Origin of the sequence: Ruegeria sp. (genome assembly GCF_028066395.1) — a bacterium.
Taxonomy (GTDB): Bacteria; Pseudomonadota; Alphaproteobacteria; order Rhodobacterales; family Rhodobacteraceae; genus Ruegeria.
In genome coordinates, this window is sequence record NZ_JALCBM010000022.1 from 1 (window position 1) to 18,427 (window position 18,427).

General features: G+C 59.9%; 18 protein-coding genes. 5 read left to right on the forward strand and 13 right to left on the reverse strand.

Annotated elements, in window-relative coordinates:
* Nucleotides 1–235: 235 nt before the first annotated feature.
* Complete coding sequence (locus tag MPJ51_RS09135; RefSeq protein WP_298385050.1) at nt 236–688, forward strand: hypothetical protein; 453 nt, start codon at nt 236–238, stop codon at nt 686–688.
* Entirely contained in the window at nt 689–1,222 is a 534-nt protein-coding gene (locus MPJ51_RS09140) for a hypothetical protein (protein WP_298385052.1), read from the forward strand. It abuts the gene before it with no gap.
* A 230-nt stretch (nt 1,223–1,452) separates the two neighbouring features.
* On the opposite strand, the gene MPJ51_RS09145 is transcribed toward MPJ51_RS09140, so the two are convergent.
* Complete coding sequence (locus MPJ51_RS09145) at nt 1,453–2,193, reverse strand: hypothetical protein (protein ID WP_298385055.1); 741 nt, start codon at nt 2,191–2,193, stop codon at nt 1,453–1,455.
* Nucleotides 2,194–2,446: 253 nt separating this feature from the next.
* Here MPJ51_RS09145 and MPJ51_RS09150 point away from each other — a divergent pair, with 253 nt between their 5' ends.
* Nucleotides 2,447–2,716 (forward strand): hypothetical protein, encoded by a 270-nt coding sequence (locus tag MPJ51_RS09150; protein ID WP_298385058.1) that lies wholly within the window; start codon nt 2,447–2,449, stop codon nt 2,714–2,716.
* Between the two features lie 76 nt (nt 2,717–2,792).
* Here MPJ51_RS09150 and MPJ51_RS09155 read toward each other — a convergent pair whose 3' ends face one another.
* The 9 genes from MPJ51_RS09155 to MPJ51_RS09195 form a co-directional block, all read right to left on the reverse strand.
* Entirely contained in the window at nt 2,793–5,594 is a 2,802-nt protein-coding gene (locus MPJ51_RS09155; RefSeq protein WP_298385061.1) for a ribonuclease E/G, read from the reverse strand.
* A gap of 515 nt (nt 5,595–6,109) precedes the next feature.
* Complete coding sequence (locus MPJ51_RS09160) at nt 6,110–7,444, reverse strand: sigma-54 dependent transcriptional regulator (protein WP_298385064.1); 1,335 nt, start codon at nt 7,442–7,444, stop codon at nt 6,110–6,112.
* Nucleotides 7,445–7,456: 12 nt separating this feature from the next.
* Nucleotides 7,457–9,235: an ATP-binding protein gene (locus MPJ51_RS09165; protein ID WP_298385067.1), complete on the reverse strand. Its 1,779-nt coding sequence runs from the start codon at nt 9,233–9,235 to the stop codon at nt 7,457–7,459.
* Between the two features lie 36 nt (nt 9,236–9,271).
* Nucleotides 9,272–9,940, reverse strand: a complete 669-nt coding sequence (gene purQ, locus MPJ51_RS09170; protein ID WP_298385070.1) for a phosphoribosylformylglycinamidine synthase subunit PurQ — start codon at nt 9,938–9,940, stop codon at nt 9,272–9,274.
* A gap of 11 nt (nt 9,941–9,951) precedes the next feature.
* Complete coding sequence (locus MPJ51_RS09175; RefSeq protein WP_298385073.1) at nt 9,952–10,995, reverse strand: zinc-dependent alcohol dehydrogenase family protein; 1,044 nt, start codon at nt 10,993–10,995, stop codon at nt 9,952–9,954.
* A gap of 5 nt (nt 10,996–11,000) precedes the next feature.
* Nucleotides 11,001–11,231 carry a phosphoribosylformylglycinamidine synthase subunit PurS gene (gene purS / locus MPJ51_RS09180; RefSeq protein ID WP_298385076.1) on the reverse strand — a complete coding sequence of 77 codons (231 nt, stop codon included), beginning with the start codon at nt 11,229–11,231 and terminating at the stop codon, nt 11,001–11,003.
* 129 nt (nt 11,232–11,360) lie between these two features.
* Complete coding sequence (locus MPJ51_RS09185; RefSeq protein ID WP_298385079.1) at nt 11,361–12,029, reverse strand: MarC family protein; 669 nt, start codon at nt 12,027–12,029, stop codon at nt 11,361–11,363.
* A gap of 149 nt (nt 12,030–12,178) precedes the next feature.
* Nucleotides 12,179–12,934, reverse strand: coding sequence for a phosphoribosylaminoimidazolesuccinocarboxamide synthase (gene purC, locus MPJ51_RS09190; RefSeq protein ID WP_298385082.1), 756 nt, complete (start codon nt 12,932–12,934; stop codon nt 12,179–12,181).
* A gap of 155 nt (nt 12,935–13,089) precedes the next feature.
* On the reverse strand, nt 13,090–13,536 hold the full coding sequence (locus MPJ51_RS09195; protein WP_298385085.1) for a tellurite resistance TerB family protein: 447 nt from the start codon (nt 13,534–13,536) through the stop codon (nt 13,090–13,092).
* A 161-nt stretch (nt 13,537–13,697) separates the two neighbouring features.
* Between MPJ51_RS09195 and MPJ51_RS09200 the strand changes: the two genes are divergently transcribed.
* Both MPJ51_RS09200 and bmt read left to right on the forward strand, forming a co-directional pair.
* Nucleotides 13,698–14,015: a DUF1476 domain-containing protein gene (locus MPJ51_RS09200; protein WP_298385088.1), complete on the forward strand. Its 318-nt coding sequence runs from the start codon at nt 13,698–13,700 to the stop codon at nt 14,013–14,015.
* Between the two features lie 123 nt (nt 14,016–14,138).
* Nucleotides 14,139–15,155 (forward strand): betaine--homocysteine S-methyltransferase, encoded by a 1,017-nt coding sequence (bmt, locus tag MPJ51_RS09205; RefSeq protein WP_298385090.1) that lies wholly within the window; start codon nt 14,139–14,141, stop codon nt 15,153–15,155.
* A gap of 10 nt (nt 15,156–15,165) precedes the next feature.
* Here bmt and MPJ51_RS09210 read toward each other — a convergent pair whose 3' ends face one another.
* The 3 genes from MPJ51_RS09210 to MPJ51_RS09220 all read right to left on the reverse strand — a co-directional run bounded on the left by MPJ51_RS09210 (nt 15,166) and on the right by MPJ51_RS09220 (nt 18,423).
* Nucleotides 15,166–15,942 carry an enoyl-CoA hydratase-related protein gene (locus tag MPJ51_RS09210; protein WP_298385093.1) on the reverse strand — a complete coding sequence of 259 codons (777 nt, stop codon included), beginning with the start codon at nt 15,940–15,942 and terminating at the stop codon, nt 15,166–15,168.
* 64 nt (nt 15,943–16,006) lie between these two features.
* Nucleotides 16,007–16,462 carry a cytochrome c-type biogenesis protein gene (locus MPJ51_RS09215; RefSeq protein WP_298385096.1) on the reverse strand — a complete coding sequence of 152 codons (456 nt, stop codon included), beginning with the start codon at nt 16,460–16,462 and terminating at the stop codon, nt 16,007–16,009.
* Nucleotides 16,459–18,423, reverse strand: coding sequence for a heme lyase CcmF/NrfE family subunit (locus MPJ51_RS09220; protein WP_298385098.1), 1,965 nt, complete (start codon nt 18,421–18,423; stop codon nt 16,459–16,461). The genes MPJ51_RS09215 and MPJ51_RS09220 overlap by 4 nt, the downstream gene beginning before the upstream one ends.
* Nucleotides 18,424–18,427: the final 4 nt, after the last annotated feature.

Consider the following 18,427-nt stretch of genomic DNA (forward strand, 5'->3'; position numbering starts at 1 on the left):
TCCCTGTGATCCCTGTTACAATCGATTGAAACGAAAAAGGCGGACCCGAAGGCCCAGCCCCTGACGGTAAATGTTGAAATAAAGACTTCGGTTGGCCACAAAGTGGCCAATCTACCCTTTAGAAATCCTCTTGAACGACCTCTCGAAGATATCTTCGACAGACCTCGGACTCAAACGAAGACTGCCGCTTCCATTCGAGGGCGTTGATGTCAATTTCTGTCGGAACCCACGATGCGTGAGCCTCGGCATTCCACCAGATCCCTTCAAGCGGCCTAAAGGCAGCCCGCCGGCTTCGCCAGAAGCTATCAGAGGCACGGTTGCAGGTGCAAAGCATGAAGAGTTTTTCACTTGCCCTACTTGCAGCACCAATCACCGTCTGAAAAACAACAAGGCGATTTTCGAAGAATACAACAGACTCAAGGATTTGCAACAAGTCGATCCGATTGCACCGGGATGTAGGAATCCTGAGTGCGAGAACCTGGGAAAATCTCTGGCGGTGCACCCGGATCAATACCGCAGCTTCGGAAAGACCGCTGGTGGCGACCCCAGATATCAATGCAAGTTTTGCAAGAAGACCTTTTCCATCGGCCGGGCAACGCGACGCCAGAAGCGCAGTGACAAGAACCCTCTTCTCTATCGCATGATGGTCAATGGCGTGCCATTCCAGAAGATGTGTTCCATCGCTTAGGTGTCGTATCGCGACGTCTATCGGAAGATCGACTTCATCTACGATCAAGTCCGCGCCTTCCGGGCCGAGCGTGAGGTCTTCGACGACATCGACTGGATGAAAGTCGGTTCGCGCTTCGCAACAGACTCCCAATCTCTCAAGATGAACTGGCCCACCAAACGGGAGCGCACCCAGATCATCGTTCAGCACCTCTGCACCGCTCACGCGCGGAACGGATACATCATGGAGGCCGCCCTGCAATTTGACGACAAAGCCAGTCATGACAAGGTCGAGGCCGATATGGCATCCGTCGGCGATGACCTGCTGTCAAAGTGCTTCCGGGAACATGGCAGGCTTTGGTCCAAGACCGAGTTCGAGGATTATATTTCGAAGCTCCAGAAGCAGAAGCGGATCAAGGAAGAAGAGCTCTACCAGCTCCCGCACAGCGGGGCTCTGGTGCGCTACGACATCATGCAGTTTGCACATGTCTTGCGCCTTCGAGACATGATCCGAAATCCATTGATTTCTTGTCGGACAATGGCGCTCAAAAAATGATTTTCAGCGACCTTGCGACGGAGAGCGCCCGGGAACTCGCCAATTCAATCAACCACTTGATTGTTCTCACCCTCAAACTGGCGGCTTGGCAAAAAGTATTCTGCGTGTCCTCACCAGACGAGCAGGCTGCTCTTCGACATGAATTTGTCCAAGACTTGGCAACAAGTGCAATCACGCTGCCATATAAAATCAAGGCGCGGTTCTTTTTTCGCGGCCGCACACCTGTCACATCAGGCCAACGTTGTTCCGTTGGGAAGCAACTGGACAGACAGTTTTGATGTTCTTCCTGAAGACTTCGGGATCACACAGAAACATGCTGAGGAGCAGTCAAAACATTGGACTTCTTGGAAAAAGCTCAACTCGGCGCTGGCGAAGGCTGATTCTGGAGGATTTAAGAAAAACACCGAGGACTTTCGAAACAAACATACGCATCGCTTCACCCCATCCGCTCCAAGAAGATCCATGGCCACATTCTGATCAAACTCAGAGCCACCATTCAGGTAGTGTGGGAAGCCATTTGTTAGGCCTGCACGGGACAAGGTGAGATGAACTTGCCCTTCACGCCTACCAAGGCGCTTCCCCGGGCCATGTCGATTTATCGCAGAGGAGATTTCTCCCAGAACAGAATCCCATCTGGGGTGCCGAGAAAGCGCTCTTTCCAGCCTGGCCCTTCTTTCCGAAGGCCTAAGGATCTTCAGGCCTTCGTTTTCAACACTATGAAACTCATCAGCGTTTAGGCGGGTTCCATGGAAGGCGAATACTGTATGTTTCTCAACCCAAGAAATAACTTCGTCAGTGATTGGGTCACGATCGGCCACATCGAACAAAACATCTCGAGCATCAGAAATGAATTCGGGATTTGCCTCGCGCAATATGTCAGCGATTTCGCTGGGAACAATTGACCCAAGCGCTCTGCTCAGGTCGGATTTCCAATGTTCAAGATGGTCGAATTCGAAGTGGCGGATCGTCATTTAGTCTTTTCCATCAGCCAGTGTTTCTGCCTTTGCTGATCTGGTTGGGGGTATAAACAGAGCATCGCGCTGCTCTTCGACGAAATCTTGGAACCTTGCAAATGCCTTCGAAAAATAACGGCACTGACATTCGAGCTCTCTGACGACGGTGTCCAAAGAAATTGGTTGGCTACCTCCCATTCCGTAGCAAGGGCGACCTGTTTCGGAAGGAATCCTTCTTACGAACTGGGTAATTCCGACATCCACCCGGGGGGTGAAACTACTTGAAGAAGATGGTGTGTCGTATTTGGTAAAAGTTGCGATTCTTGGCCAAGAAGCATTGAATGCTGCTCATCCACATTTCTCGATGGAGGATTTGCGACGCGCGGGGGATGTGCCAAACATCATTGACCAAATCATTTCTGTTTGGAGCTTCGAGCTTGCTCATCCAGGTTTTGATCCTGCGACACAGCAATTCGATGTAGGGTTGGTGTTCGAAGAGAATGTCCCTGCGGAGTGGATCGAAGAAATATCTGAACGATAGAAATGATGGCTCTCCTAAGTTTGAAGAGCCATCAACATTTACCGTCAGGGGCTGGACCCGAAGGCTCGCCTGATCTTTACTTGCCCAACGACCACCAGCCGCGCCGCTTGGGCTTGTCCGGGGCGGGTTCCTCGGTGACCGTCTCAAGAACCGGTTCGGGCGTTTCAGCCATGGGTTCCTCGACCTCGGCGGGTTGAGGGTCTTCTTCGGCCTCCGCAGGGGCTTCCGGTTCAGCGACTTCCGCTTCGGGTTCTTCCGCAACCGCTTCAGGTGCGGGTTCCGCAGCTTCGGCGTCCTCAGGCGTATCAACCTCAGCGGCAGGCACTTCTTCTTCGGATGCCGTCACTTCAGCCTCTTCAACAACCGCCTCCGCTTGTGCGACCTCTTCCGTCGCAGGGGCGTCTTCCACAGTCTCAGTCGCCTGAGCGTCCTCGGCAGGCGCTTCGGCCTCTGCTTCGGCCTCTTTGGCGGCCTTCTTGCTCCGACGCGGTGCGCGGCGCCTTTTGGGCTTCTCCGCCTTCTCGGTGTCCTCAGCAGGCTCGGCACTGGCCTCACCTTCGGCCTCTTTCACCTCAGCCTCAGCATCTGCGGTTTCCGCACCTTCCTCAGCCTCAGAGCCCTCGCCGTCTGTCTCAGGGGTCTCACCGCCGCCCGAGCCCTTCTTGCGGCGACGCCGACGGCGCTTGCGCTTGGGTTTGCTTTCCTCTTCGGTCTGTTCGACCTCGTCCTTGATCTCTTCTTCCTCGTCCGAGGAATCCACCAGGTCCATCAGCGACGCATCCACCGACACCACGGGCGCAGTGGCCTCGGGCACGATCCGGCTGGCGGTCTTGAACTTCTCCATCGAGAAATCGGGGCTGACCAGATGCACATCGCCTTCGATCCGCACCGACAGACCATAGCGCGACTCGATCTGGGCGATATGTTCGCGCTTCTGGTTCATCAGGAAGTTGGCGATGCTGACCGGGCAGCGCACCAATACTTCGCGTGAACGGCGGCGAGTGCCTTCCTCTTCGATCTGGCGCAGGATCGACAGCGCCATGTTGTCGTCCGAACGGATCAGGCCGGTGCCATGACAGGACGGGCACGGCTGTGTCGTGGCCTCAAGCATGCCGGGACGCAGTCGCTGACGGCTCATCTCCATCAGGCCAAAGCCCGAGATGCGCCCCATCTGGATGCGCGCCCGGTCGGTCTTCAGCTTGTCTTTCATGCGCTTTTCGACGGCCGAGTTGTTCTTACGCTCGTCCATATCGATAAAGTCGATGACGATCAGACCGGCAAGATCACGCAGACGCAACTGGCGCGCCACCTCTTCGGCGGCTTCAAGGTTGGTCTTGAGCGCGGTTTCCTCAATCGAGCCTTCTTTGGTCGCGCGACCCGAGTTCACGTCGATCGCCACCAGCGCCTCGGTCACGCCGATCACGATGTAACCGCCGGATTTCAGCTGCACGGTCGGGTTGAACATCCCGGCCAGATAGCTTTCCACCTGATAGCGCGCGAACAGCGGTAGCGCGTCCTCATACCGTTTCACGTTCTTGGCGTGGGACGGCATGATCATCTTCATGAAGTCCTTGGCGATGCGGTATCCGCCCTCGCCCTCAACCAGAACCTCGTCGATCTCGCGGTTATAAAGATCGCGGATCGAGCGTTTGATCAGGTCGCCTTCTTCATAGATCTTCGCGGGCGCAATGGATTTCAGCGTCAGCTCGCGGATTTGCTCCCACAGGCGTTGCAGATATTCATAGTCGCGCTTGATCTCGGACTTGGTGCGCTTGGCGCCCGCCGTGCGCACGATCAGCCCCGCGCCGGTCGGCACGTCGATTTCCGAGGCGATTTCCTTCAGTTTCTTGCGATCGGCGGCATTGGTGATCTTGCGACTGATCCCGCCACCGCGCGCGGTGTTGGGCATCAGAACGCAATAGCGACCGGCCAGCGACAGATAGGTGGTCAGCGCCGCGCCCTTGTTGCCGCGTTCTTCCTTGACCACCTGCACCAGCAGAACCTGACGGACCTTGATGACTTCCTGAATCTTGTAGCGGCGCGGGCGGGGCTTGCGCGGCGGGCGGATATCCTCGCTGTCATCCTCATCGGCGACGGATTCGATGCTGTCATCCTTGGCCGTGGCATCCGCCGCCTTGGCCTCAGTCTCACCATCATCGTCACCTTCATCGGTGTCTTGCTCGGGCTCCGATGCTTCGGCTTCGGTGGTCTCTTCCGCAGGTGCGTCCTGCACGGACTCTGCCGACGCCTCATCTTCACTGGCTTCCACCGTCGGCTGCGCATCTTCACCTGCAGTCGTGTCGGGGGTTTCGGCAACTTCTTCGGTCGAAGCTTCAGGTGCCTCACCGACCGGCTCTTCCACCGGCGTCTCGGCCACCACTTCCATGGGCGAGGTCCCCTCGGGCACCGTCACATCCGTATCGTCGCCATCTTCCAGATCGATGGTTTCCATGCCGGTAGGCTCGTTCGAGACCTCAAGGGTTTCGACCGGATCATCGGATTTCACGTCCGCCGCCTTGCTGCGCGAGCGGGAACGGCGCTTTTTCGGCTTGGCTTCCTCGGCCTCATCGCGCGCCTTCATCGCCTCGGCATAGGCGCGCTCTTCCTCCATCAGCGCCTCACGGTCGGCGACGGGGATCTGGTAGTAGTCGGGATGAATTTCGGAGAACGCCAGAAACCCATGCCGGTTCCCACCATAATCCACAAAGGCCGCCTGCAGCGACGGCTCGACCCGGGTTACTTTTGCAAGATAGATGTTGCCAGCAAGCTGGCGTTTGTTTTCGGATTCAAAGTCAAACTCCTCGACCTTGTTTCCGTCGACCACCACGACGCGGGTTTCCTCCGCGTGGGTGGCATCGATAAGCATTTTCTTAGCCATGTGTCCTTGGTGCACCGCGCCAAACGCGTTGTCCTTACCCATCCTGGCGGACAGGCGCTTTTGGGGTGGTGTCTTGTCAGGGCGATGTCAGACGGCGCGCGGCAGGGTCTGGCGCTATGGCCCCCTGCCCGGTCACTCAATCGTTGCGCGCGCGTCATCGCGGTTCTTCTCCGACAGACGCGGATCGTGCCGCTGCCTGCCCATTTATTCCTTTCGCCCGAAATGTCCGGGCTCAGGTACTCTACTGCCCCGTAATGGGGCACAATCGGTCTGCTTTGCGGTGAACAATCAACAATCACCTGCGGCAAAGCAGCGAAACTCAAAGATTCGGGGCTTAAAGGCGCGCATTACGGCCCGGCCCGTCCGCACACAATAAAAGCAGTCCTGTGGAAAAGACAATGGGCAAACTGCATCACGATGCCCAGTAACGGGCCAGCCTCTTCATCTGGCCAAAAATATCCCGGGGGGTGAATTGGCCATACAGGCCAAGAGGGGGGCTGGCCCCCTCCCTGCCGTCACAAATAATCCGACCGCTGCAGCCCGTACTTGGCCATCTTTTCATTCAACGTCCGGCGCGGCAGGCACAGCTCATCCATCACCGACGCGATCGAGCCCTTGTGGCGGCGCATGGTATTGTCGATCAGCATCCGCTCAAACGCCTCGACATATTCCTTCAGCGGTTTGCCCTCGGTGGTCATCACAGGTTGCATTTCCTCGTGATCCGACATCAGCAGCGAGGCAATCGTCCCCGACCCCCGACGCGACTGCAAAACGGCGCGTTCGGCAATGTTGATCAACTGCCGCACATTGCCCGGCCACGGGGCCTGCAACAGTTGTGCGGCTTCCTGAGCACTCACCTGCGGCGCGTCACAGCCATATTCCTCGGCAAATTGCTCAATCAGACGAGTAAACAGGGTCAGGATATCCTCGCCCCGCTGGCGCAGCGGCGGCATGGTGATGCGCAGCGCGGCCAGGCGGTAGAACAGGTCGGGACGCAGAACATCTTCGGACGTCTTGCCCGCCTCCTGCAGGTTCGAGATCGCAACGATGCGGGTTTCCGCAGGCGTGCCCTGCTCGTTCATCACGCTCAGCAACCGGGCTTGCAACGTGTCGCTCAGCGCCTCGACATCTTCCAGAACCAGCGTGCCGCCGCGCGCCTCTTCGATGGCGGGCAGTTGCGTGTCCTCGGGCATCATCGGCCCAAACAGACGTTTCGACAGCGCGTCCTCTTCCAGCGCCGCGCAGGAGACCAGAACGAATTTCTTACCCGCCCGGCTGCCGACCGCATGCAGCGCATGGGCCACCAAAGTCTTGCCAGTACCGGTTTCGCCATCGATCAGCACGTGACCGTCAGCCTGACCCAGATCCAGAATATCCTCGCGCAGGCGCTCCATCACCGGGCTGGCGCCGATCAGCTTGTTCATGATCTGGGTGCCACCCGACAGCTCGCGCCGCAAGGCGCGGTTGTCCAGCGTCAGACGGCGCGCATTACTGGCGCGTTTGGCCAGTTCCGACATCCGGTCAGGGTTGAACGGCTTCTCAAGGAAATCAAACGCGCCAACACGCATTGCCTCAACCGCCATGGGCACGTCGCCATGTCCGGTGATCATGATCACCGGCAGTGTGCTGTCGGCGCCCATCAGCTTTTTCAACAACTGAATGCCATCCATCCCCGGCATCTTGATGTCCGAGATCACGATGCCGGGATATTCCGGCCCCAGCACCTTCAGCGCATCTTCGGCGCTGGCAAAGGTTTCGGTGTCATATCCCGACAGCGCCAGCCACTGGCTGATCGACTGGCGCATGTCCTGTTCGTCATCCACAATGGCGATCTTCATGGCCTGTGCCATAGTCATTCCTCGTTATTCCGCGGCCTCAAGGCCATCGTTTTCCAGTATCGGCAGCTGCATCTCGAACACTGCGCCGCCCTTCTGACCATTGCGTGCGGTCAGGCGTCCCCCGTGGTCGTTCACGATCCCCGAGGAGATGGCAAGCCCCAGACCCACCCCGTCGCCGGGCTGTTTGGTGGTGTAGAAGGGCTCGAACAGGTTTTCGATATCCTCGATCCCGTAGCCATTGTCGCGCACCGTCAGCACCGCCATGTCCCCGGCTGCCAGGATGATTTCCACATCCGGCTCTGCCACTGATTTGGTGGCGTCCAGCGCATTGCGCAAGAGGTTGACCATCACCTGTTCAATCCGCATCCGGTCGCCCATGACCACCACCGGGTCCTCGGGCAGGATCTGGGTGATCTTCACATGGCGCTGCCGCAATTGCGGTTCCATCATCGAAAGCGATGAGGCCAGCGCTTCGCCAAGATTTACAGGGGAAAACGCATCCGCACCCTTGCGCGCGTATGACTTCAACTGACGGGTAATCGCGCCCATCCGCTCGATCAGACCGTCGATGCGACCAAAGCTGGCCAGAGCCTCTTCGGCGCGGTCGCGGCGCAGCAGCAGACGCGCGCCCGCCAGATAGGTCTTCATCGCCGCCAGAGGTTGATTCAACTCGTGGCTGACTGCCGCCGACATCTCACCCAAGGCCGCCAGTTTCGAGCTTTGGGCCAGCGTCTGTTCGGCCACTTCCAGCGTCTTTTCAACCCGTTCCCGCTCAGCAATTTCCCGCTGTAGCCTTGCATTCAATGCGCGAAGCTCCGCCGACTCGCGCTGGAACAGCGCCATGCGGAACGTGGCCCGACGGCTGAGCGCATAGAAGGCCAGCGCCAGGAGAATCGCAAAGACCATGATCTCCAGCGCGATCACGGCATTCACCCGCTCGCGAATCGAGGAATAGGTGGTGAAGGACGTCATCTGCCAGCCCCGGAACGGAATGCGGGTTTCCATCCGCATCACCGCCTCACCCTGCAGATAGGCATCGGGCGGCAGCACATGCCAATCGGTCGTGGCCCGGATCGCCCTCTGGATTGCGCCCTGCGGCGGCTGGCGCAACATGGCCGAGGCTTCATCGAGACCGCGCCATTGCGGTTCGGTCGACAGGATGATGTTGCCGGTGCTGTCGGTCACCATCACCGCATCCGAAATCCCCGACCAGGCGCGTTCGAACTTTTGCAGATCGACCTCGACCACGATGACGCCCAGAACCTCGGAATTGGCCTCGATCCGGCGGGAATAGACGAAGCGGTAGCCGCTCGCCTCGCGCGGGATGACCGAGAATATGGTGGCATTCGACCGGATCGCGTCAATGAAATAGGGCGAACCGCGATGCCCCTCGCCCAAACGGTTGCGGTCGGTTGCCGCCACCGTGCGGCCATCACTATCCAGCAGCACCAACGAGGCCGCGCCGATCTCTTCGACGAATGAGATCAGACGCTGGGTCGACAGCGAGAAGTCATTGGATTGCAACGCCGATATCAGCGCCGGATCACGCGCCAGCAATTGCGGCACGATGGCATTGCGGCGCAACTCGCTCAGCAGGTTGCCGGAATACAGCGCCAGCCGCAGTTCGGCCCGGTTGCGGGTGGATTCGGTGAACCGGCTGGTCAGCAGGCTGTTGGTGACCCAGACGGTCGCCACGGTCACCAACAGCAGGGCGATGATGGCAATGCGCAACCGCCAACCCAGCGGAGCCCCGCGGAACCGGCGGAAAAACCCGCTGCTGTCTGATTGCGCCTCTGATTTCATGCCACGACGCTACGCGCCCGGGCCGATGACCTCAAGTCACGCCGGTGCCAGAACGCCCGCCAATGCGCGGAACAGCGCCGTTCCATCGGTGCCGCCATGGCCCGAATCCGCCGCCCGTTCCGGGTGAGGCATCATCCCCAACACGCGCCGGTTGTGCGACAGGATACCGGCAATATCGTCGCGCGAACCATTGGGATTCTCGGCATAAGTGAAGGCAATCCGGTCTTCGGCCTTCAGCATGGCCAGGGTTTCGTCATCGGCGAAATAGTTGCCGTCGTGATGGGCGATCGGGAGGCCGATCACATCTCCGGCATTGTAGCCCTGGGTAAAGGCGCTGTCGCTGGTTTCGACCTTTAGACCCACGGTGCGGCAGATATATTTCAGCCCTGCATTGCGCAGCAGCGCGCCGGGCAGGATGCCGGTTTCGGTCAGCACCTGAAACCCGTTGCAGATCCCCACCGCATAGCCGCCACGTTCGGTATGCTGCGCCACCGCCTTGCAGATCGGCGATTGCGCCGCAATCGCCCCGCAGCGCAGGTAGTCACCATAGGAAAACCCGCCGGGGACGCCGACGATATCCACGCCCTCGGGCAGGCTGGCATCCTTGTGCCAAACCATATCGACCGAGAACCCGGCTTGTTCGAAAGCCACGGCAAGGTCGCGGTCACAGTTGGACCCGGGGAAAACGATGACAGCGGCGCGCATGGCGGACCCTCCTAAGAGACAAAATCGGTGACGACCGCGACACCGGGCGGTGTCGGCTGGTCAAAGGCGGCAAGCTCGGCGCTTACCTGAGACAGAGATATTTTTCGCGTGACCAGCGGGCTCAGATCAACGCCGCCCCCGGCGATCAGCGACAGCAGTGACGGGTAGCGCCAACTGGGCATGCCACGTGTGCCATAGACGGTCAGCTGCCCGGAATAGAGCACATCCATCGGCAGAGCCATGGTGCTGTGGTCGCCTGCGGGCATGCCGATCTGCACCATGCGTCCAAGTTTGCGCAGGGACCGCATCGCCGCCACGGTTGTGGCCTCGATCCCCAGCGCCTCGATCGCGACATGGGCACCGCCGCCGGTCAGGTCCTTGACCGCTTGCGGCGCGTCGCAGGTGGCGGCATTCACAACCGCATCCGCCCCGAGGGTTTCGGCATAAGCCAGCTTGTCATCGGCGATATCGACAACCACGACGCGCGCGCCAAGGGCCTTGCCCAGCAGCAGCGTAGAAATCCCAACGCCGCCACCACCAAACACGGCCAGCCATTCCCCGCCCTGTATCTGCGCCCGCCCGACCAGCGCCTGCCACGCCGTGGTGACCCGACAGCCCAAGGCGGCGGCGATTTCAGGGGCCAGAGTGTCCGGCAGCACCGACAGGTTCGCATCCGCATGAGCGACTGAGATGTACTCGGCAAAGGCCCCGTCACAGGTGAACCCGGGCACCACCTGATCGGCGCAGATGGTCTGATGCCCCTGCGCACAATCCGGGCAATGCCCGCAGGCCAGAATGAAGGGCGCGATGACGCGGTCGCCAACCTTCCAGCGGCGCACGCGCGGGCCAACGGCCACGACCTCGCCGCAATATTCATGCCCCGGAGTAATCGGCAGCTCCACATCCGGGTCCGAGCCCGACCACGCATGCCAGTCCGACCGACAGACGCCGCAGGCCGTCACGCGGACCACCACCCCATCCGCGACCGGCTCAGGATCGAGGACAGTTGTCAGGTCCAGCGGCTGACGGTAGCTGATCAGGCGCGCTGCCCGCATGAGATTCAGACCAGTTCGATTTCGTAGCGTTCGATGACCGTGTTGGCCAACAGCTTTTCGCACATCGCGGTCACATCGGCCTCGGTCGCGCCCTCGGCCAGTTCCAGATCGATGACCTTGCCCTGCCGCACGCCTTCGACCTGATCGAAGCCCATGGCGCCCAAAGCGTGCCGTACCGCCTCGCCCTGCGGGTCCAGAACCCCGTTCTTGAGCATCACATGCACCCGTGCCTTCATTTTCGCAACTCCACCTGCGGTCCCGAGGTCCGGGCCCCTTAACGTTGCGCGCGGGATACCCTGCTTGCATTGATTGGACAACCCTTCTTGGGCCGCCTTAGGCAGGACGGATGACCGCAGGGGGCCGCCCTACCCTCCGAGCATCGAGGATAACCTCGGATAATGTTTGTCGATCGCATTGAACGTGCCGGTCAGCACCATCTCAACCGCAACCGCGACCAGAAGAATGGCCATGATCCGGGTCAGAACATTGATCATCGTCTCACCCAGCAATCGCGAGATCTGATCGGCAAACAGCAACCCAACCCCGACAATCGCACAGGCGATCAGCACCGCCGAGCCCAGCGTCACAATCTCGGCCCCGTCCGACAGTTGATGCGAGAAAACGATGGTAATCGCGATGGTGCCCGGCCCGATGGTCAGCGGAATGGCCAAAGGCACAACGGCGAATTTCAGTTTGCGCGCATGCCCCTCTGCCAGCGCCGCCTGATCCCCCGGAGCGCGATCTTCGGCCTTCAGCATCGACATGCCGATGCCAAAAATGATGATGCCGCCCGCAATCCGGAACGAGGGCACATCGATGCCGAAAATGGCCAGCACCTCTTCGCCGATCATCACGGCAATCAGGGCGATCACAGTGACCGAGGCCGTCACGATCAACGCAACACGCCGCCGTTCCGCGGTGGTGCAGTCGCGGGTCATGCTGAGGAAGATCGGAATGTTGTAAAGCGGATTGAAAATGGCCAGCACGGCTGCGAGGAATTTCAGGAACACCGCCTGATCGAACAATTCGCCCATACAGAACACCACCTAGCTGACAAACCGGGTCAGATACCTAGGTCGAGAATGCGGCACGTCTGCCAAATCTGTCAAATATTTATAACACATGAAAAAAGTGCCGCTCCTTTCGAAACGGCACTTTTGAGCGGTCAATGATCAAGCCTAGTCTAGTTGATCAGCGTCGGCTTGGTCACGTTGCTTTGCGGCAGAACGCCCAGACGGCGGGCGACCTCGGAATAAGCGTCCGTCAGATTGCCCAGATCGCGGCGGAACACATCCTTGTCCAGCTTCTGGCCGGTTTCGATATCCCACAGGCGGCAGCTGTCGGGGCTGATTTCGTCCGCGACGATCAGGCGCTGGAAATCGCCCTCATACACACGGCCGATCTCGATCTTGAAATCGATCAGGCGGATGCCGACGGCCAGCATCATGCCGCTGAGAAAATCATTCACCCGCAGCGCCAGGCTGAGGATATCATCCATGTCCTGCTGGCTGGCCCAGCCAAAGGCGGCGATATGCTCCTCGGTCACCAGCGGGTCGCCCAGCGAGTCGTCCTTGTAGCAATATTCCACAATCGGACGCGGCAGTTGCGTGCCCTCGGCAATGCCTAGACGTTTCGACATGGTCCCGGCGGCATAGTTGCGCACGATCACTTCCAGTGGGACGATCTCGCAATTGCGCACCAGCTGTTCGCGCATGTTCAGGCGGCGGATGAAATGGTTCGGCACGCCGATCTGGGTCAGGCCGGTCATGAAGAATTCACTCAGGCGGTTGTTCAGCACGCCCTTGCCGTCGATGACATCCTTCTTTTCCGCATTGAACGCGGTGGCGTCATCCTTGAAATACTGCACGATCGTGCCCGGTTCGGGGCCTTCATACAGAATCTTGGCCTTGCCTTCGTAAATCTTCTTGCGACGCGCCATCGGGGCCCCTTCCATATCGGCAACATGCGATTACCGCAGTGTTGCGGCCCTCATAGTGCAGCGCGCTGAAAGCCGCAAGTTTCCAAAGTCTGTGTCCTTTGGAAACGGTCAGAGCGCGATGGCGTACAATTAGGCAAATGCAGGATTTTGGAATGCTAGGCTTGCGCCGATCTCTGCATCATCGCAACAACGCTCAGAACTTTTTCGAACGTTCCGGCAGGAAGCATCAGTTTCTCGGCCATATCCGAAAGCACATCACGTTCTCGGTCATCCAAAATCCCATCGGCCATCGCAACACGGGCCGCAAAACAGAAAGCCGTTTCGCGCAAGGGTGGAGACAGTGCGTCGATGCACCCATCAATGACCTGATCCGCACCATTCTTGACGAGATCGTCCATGACCGCGTTGGTCATATCGTCCAGAATATCTGCGCCCAGACCCGCAAAGATCGGACTGAACGCAATTAGATTGGACAATTGCGCAATTTCGGCCTCGTTGATTTTGCCATCAGACGCAATTGTAACGACCGAAGGCGTCAACACAGCCAATGCAAGTGACGGTTCTTGTGCTGGTTGCTCAGTTCCTTGAGATGACAATGCCAAAATGACCTCCGGTATATTGAATTTGCCGACATCGGGATGCGCCGCTTACAACCTTTGGTGGCACAGCGCATTTGGTCGCGCAACGGCTTTTTTGGCTATACATTCAGGTTTCCAACTCTTATCTGTTCGTTGATAATTTTGGAGTAAGAGGTCCCTCACACATGACCACGTTCGACGAACGCGAAAACGCCTTTGAAGCCAAATTCGCCCATGATGAAGAAATGCAGTTCAAGGCGCAGGCCCGCTGCAACAAGCTGCTGGGCCTGTGGGCGGCAGAAAAGCTGGGCAAATCCGGCGATGCGGCGGATGAATACGCCAAGACCGTTGTTCTGTCGGATTTCGAAGAAGCCGGGCATGAAGACGTTGTTCGCAAGGTGGCAGGCGATCTGGGTAATCTGTCCTCGGAGGACGAGATTCGCGCCAAAATGGCCGAGCTTCTGCCCGAAGCCAAAGCTCAGGTTCTGAGCGAGACGGACTGAACCTCGCAAATCTCTCATGATCTTCATGAGATTTATGAATTTGATTTGACGTCCCGGTCATGAGACACGGGACGTCTCTTATTTTTATCGGCCCCTTTGGGGCCAAACATTGGACGAACCCCGATGACAAACGCGCTGAGCAAGCTTCTGGACACCCGTGATGCCATTCTGGCGGATGGGGCGACGGGCACCAATCTGTTCAACATGGGCCTGCAATCCGGCGATGCGCCGGAGCTGTGGAATGTGGACGCGCCCGACAAGATCAGGGCGCTGTATCAGGGCTCGGTCGATGCGGGCAGCGATCTGTTTCTGACGAATACGTTCGGGGGCACCGCCGCCCGGCTGAAGCTGCACGATGCCCAGAACCGGGTGCGTGAGCTGAACCGCGCCGGTGCCGAACTGGGCCGTGAAGTTGCCGACAAGGCCGGGCGTCCGGTTGTGGTCGCCGGTTCGGTCGGTCCAACGGGTGAGATCATGGAGCCGGTCGGCAGCCTGTCCCACGCGGACGCGGTGTCGCTGTTTCACGAACAGGCCGAAGCGCTGAAAGAAGGCGGCGTGGATGTGCTGTGGCTGGAAACCATCAGCGCGCCCGAGGAATTCCGCGCCGCGGCCGAAGCCTTTGCCCTGGCCGATATCCCCTGGTGCGGCACCATGAGTTTCGATACCGCCGGGCGCACCATGATGGGAGTGACCTCGGCCGATCTGGCGCAGATGGTCGAAACCCTGCCCAACCCGCCCATCGCGTTTGGTGCAAATTGCGGGACGGGTGCATCGGATATCCTGCGCACGGTTCTGGGCTTTGCCGCGCAGGGCACCGAACGGCCGGTGATTTCCAAAGGCAATGCGGGGATTCCGAAATATGTGGACGGCCATATCCATTACGACGGCACGCCCGAACTGATGGGGCAGTACGCCGTCATGGCACGCGATGCAGGCGCCACGATCATCGGCGGTTGCTGCGGCACCATGCCCGATCACCTGCGCAAAATGCGCGAGGCGCTGGACACCCGTCCGCGTGAAGACCGCCCGACGCTGGATCAGATCACGCTGGCGCTTGGCCCGTTCTCTTCGGCCTCAGACGGGACCGAGGCGGACAGCGCCGCGCCCGAACGCCGGACGCGGCGCCGTCGCCGGGCCTGATCCTTTTGCTTTAACGCCCCTCGAAATTCGGGGGGCGTTTTTCCAGAAACGCCACGACGCCCTCGGCGAAATCACGGCTGCGACCGCATTCGCCTTGCAGATGCGCCTCGGCCGCCAATTGCTGCGGCAGGGTCTTGTCGTATGTCCCTCGGATCGCCTGTTTAATCGCGGCGAAGCCTGCGGTGGGACCGTTGGCGAGATAAGCGGCCCGTTTGCGCCAATGGGCCTCGAACGCGTCATCTGCGACCGCCTCCCAGATCAGACCCCAGTCATCGGCCTGTTTTGCGCTGATCTTGTCGGCAAACAGCGCCGCCCCCATCGCCTTGGCAAATCCCATCTGACGCGGCATGAACCAGGTGCCGCCTGCATCGGGCAACAGACCGATCCGGGCGAAAGCCTGCAGGAAATAGGCGCTTTCGGTTGCAATCACCACATCGGCGCACAGCGCCAGATTGGCCCCTGCCCCGGCAGCCGGTCCGTTGACCGCCGCAATGGTCGGCACCGGGCAGTTGTAGACGGACTCCAGCATCGGTTCGTATTCGTCGCGCAAGGCGCGTTCCAGATCGATCTTGCCGGTGCTTGAGGCATCCCCCAGATCCTGCCCCGAACAGAACGCCTTGCCCGCCCCCGTCAGCACAATGGCGCGCGCGTGGCGGGCGGCGTGTTTCATCGCATGGGTGATCTCGGCCCGCATCCGCGTGGTCAGCGCGTTCATCTTGTCGGCGCGGTTCAACGTCAGCACCGCCAGATTATCGGTGATGTCCAGATGGACTGCTTGGTATTCCATGAATCCCCTCTCCGTTTGCGCCAGCTTTACGCAAACGTAAGCGAAGGGAAAGGTGAACGGCGCGTCAATCCTTGAGAATTTCGCGCAAACGCTCCTGTTCTTCGGCGCTCAGCGCATCCGGTTTGTCCGTCGCATGATGCTGCGCGCGCTTGCGCAGAAAGCTCCAGCCGACGGCGGCTGCGATCAGCAGCATGATGGGTCCTGCCAGCCACAACATCAGGTTGGCCCCGGTCGTCGTCGGTTTCAGCAAGACATATTCACCATATCGGTCGACGATGAAATCCACCGCCTCCTGATCCGTGTCCCCGGCCACAAGGCGTTCACGCAGCAGGATGCGCAGATCGCGGGCCAGTTCCGCATTGCTTTCGTCGATGCTCTCGTTGCGGCAGACCAGACAGCGCAACCCGGTGCTGATATCGCGCGCCCGTGCCTCTAGCGCGGGATCGTCCAGTACCTCATCCGGCTGCACCGCCATTAGGGGTGAGGCCATAAGCATCAGGATCAGGATCAGGCGTTTCATTCGGCAGGTACTCCGGTCCGGGGCGTCTTGCGCGCGCCCGCAGCAACACGGAACCGACGGTCCGTCAGGCTGAGCACACCGCCCAACGACATCATCAGGCACCCGGCCCAGATCCAGTTGGCCAGCGGCTTGATATAGGTCCGCATGACCCAGCCACCATCGGCCTGCTGATCCCCGATGACCACATAGACGTCGCGCAGAAAGCGGTAATCAATCGCCGCCTCGGTCGTAGGCATCCGCGCCACCGGATAGTCGCGTTTTTCCGGGTGCAGCGTGGTGATCGCGCGCCCGTTCTTTTCAACCGCCACATCCGCCGTGGTCGAGAAGTAATTCGGCCCCTGAACCCGGCGCACATCCTGCAAGGTCAGCGTGAACTGTCCGACCTCAAAGGGCTGGCCCGGCTGGGCGACACGGATATCCTCAACCTCCCACGCCGTCAGACCGGCGATGGCGAACATGGTGACGCCCAGCCCGGTATGGGCCACCGCCTTGCCCCAATCGGCGCGCGGCAGGCGGAACAGGCGTGCCAGACTGCCCTTGCGGCCCGTGCGGGACCACAGATCAAGGAGCGCCCCAAAAGTGATCCACGCGCCCAGAAACAGCCCCACCGGCCCCAGCGCACTGCGCCCGGTTTGCAGCACCCAGACCAAAAGCGCCAGAGCGACGGCCAGCACAAAGGCATAGCGCAGCGACCATGCGGTACGCCCCAGCCTGCCCCGTTTCCACGGCAACATCGACCCAAGCGGCAGGACGATCCCCAATGCAATCATGAATGGGGTGAACGCCGCGTTGAAAAACGGTGGTCCGACCGAGAGTTTCCGGTCAAAGGCCATCTCGGCCACCATCGGCCACATCGTACCGAAGAACACGACGAAACAGCTGACCGCCAGCAGGATATTGTTCAGCACCAGCGCGCTTTCACGGCTGACCATGCCAAAGACGCCCTTGGCCTCCATCGCCTGCGCGCGCGCGGCAAACAGGGTCAGTGCGCCGCCGACAAAGATCACCAGAATGATCAGGATGAACACGCCACGTTCCGGGTCATTGGCAAAAGCATGGACCGAGGTCAGCAGGCCCGACCGCACGATAAACGTCCCGATCAGCGAGAAACCAAAGGCGATGATCGCCAGCAGGATAGTCCAGCTTTTCAACGCCTCGCGTTTCTCTACCACGATGGCCGAATGCAGCAACGCGGCGGCCAACAACCAGGGCATGAAGCTGGCATTCTCGACCGGGTCCCAGAACCAGAACCCACCCCAGCCCAGCTCGTAATAGGCCCACCAGGACCCCAGCGCGATGCCGATGGTCAGAAACACCCAGGCCGCCAGCGTCCAGGGCCGCACCCACCGACCCCAGGCCGCATCCACGCGGCCTTCGATCAGGGCCGCGATGGCAAAGCTGAACGCCATGCTCAGGCCCACATAGCCCAGATACAGAAACGGCGGGTGGAACGCCAAACCGGGGTCCTGCAGCAACGGGTTCAGATCGCGCCCGTCAAACGGGGCCACCGGCAGCCGGTCAAACGGGTTCGAGGTGAACAGGATGAACGCAAAAAAAGCCACCGCAATGGCCGATTGCACCGAGAGAACCCGCGCCTTCAGCGTCGGAGGCAAACCGGCCCCGAACAGCGCCGCCATGGCCCCAAACAGCGTCACGATCAGCACCCACAGCAACATCGACCCTTCGTGGTTCCCCCAGGTCCCGCTGATCTTGTAGAGCATCGGTTTCAGCGAGTGGCTGTTTTCCACCACGATTCGCAGCGAGAAATCCGATGTCGCAAAGGCCCAGACCAGCGCGCCAAAGGAAAACCCGGTCAGCAGGAACTGCGCGATGGCTGCGGGTTCGGCAAAACCCATCCACCCGGTCCAGCGTTTGGCGGCGCCCACAAGGGGCACCACGCTTTGCACGATGGCGACGAGAAAGGCTAGGATCAGTGCGAAATGGCCGAGCTCTGTAATCATGGCG

Bases quoted from the DNA above. Each gene is read 5' to 3' on its own strand.
- MPJ51_RS09215 (WP_298385096.1), bottom strand. From the start codon at position 16,462: ATGAAACGCCTGATCCTGATCCTGATGCTTATGGCCTCACCCCTAATG.
- MPJ51_RS09160 (WP_298385064.1), bottom strand. From the start codon at position 7,444: ATGGCACAGGCCATGAAGATCGCCATTGTGGATGACGAACAGGACATG.
- MPJ51_RS09165 (WP_298385067.1), bottom strand. From the start codon at position 9,235: ATGAAATCAGAGGCGCAATCAGACAGCAGCGGGTTTTTCCGCCGGTTC.
- bmt (WP_298385090.1), top strand. From the start codon at position 14,139: ATGACAAACGCGCTGAGCAAGCTTCTGGACACCCGTGATGCCATTCTG.
- MPJ51_RS09200 (WP_298385088.1), top strand. From the start codon at position 13,698: ATGACCACGTTCGACGAACGCGAAAACGCCTTTGAAGCCAAATTCGCC.
- purC (WP_298385082.1), bottom strand. From the start codon at position 12,934: ATGGCGCGTCGCAAGAAGATTTACGAAGGCAAGGCCAAGATTCTGTAT.
- MPJ51_RS09210 (WP_298385093.1), bottom strand. From the start codon at position 15,942: ATGGAATACCAAGCAGTCCATCTGGACATCACCGATAATCTGGCGGTG.
- MPJ51_RS09155 (WP_298385061.1), bottom strand. From the start codon at position 5,594: ATGGCTAAGAAAATGCTTATCGATGCCACCCACGCGGAGGAAACCCGC.
- MPJ51_RS09145 (WP_298385055.1), bottom strand. From the start codon at position 2,193: ATGACGATCCGCCACTTCGAATTCGACCATCTTGAACATTGGAAATCC.
- purS (WP_298385076.1), bottom strand. From the start codon at position 11,231: ATGAAGGCACGGGTGCATGTGATGCTCAAGAACGGGGTTCTGGACCCG.
- MPJ51_RS09175 (WP_298385073.1), bottom strand. From the start codon at position 10,995: ATGCGGGCAGCGCGCCTGATCAGCTACCGTCAGCCGCTGGACCTGACA.
- purQ (WP_298385070.1), bottom strand. From the start codon at position 9,940: ATGCGCGCCGCTGTCATCGTTTTCCCCGGGTCCAACTGTGACCGCGAC.
- MPJ51_RS09185 (WP_298385079.1), bottom strand. From the start codon at position 12,029: ATGGGCGAATTGTTCGATCAGGCGGTGTTCCTGAAATTCCTCGCAGCC.
- MPJ51_RS09220 (WP_298385098.1), bottom strand. From the start codon at position 18,423: ATGATTACAGAGCTCGGCCATTTCGCACTGATCCTAGCCTTTCTCGTC.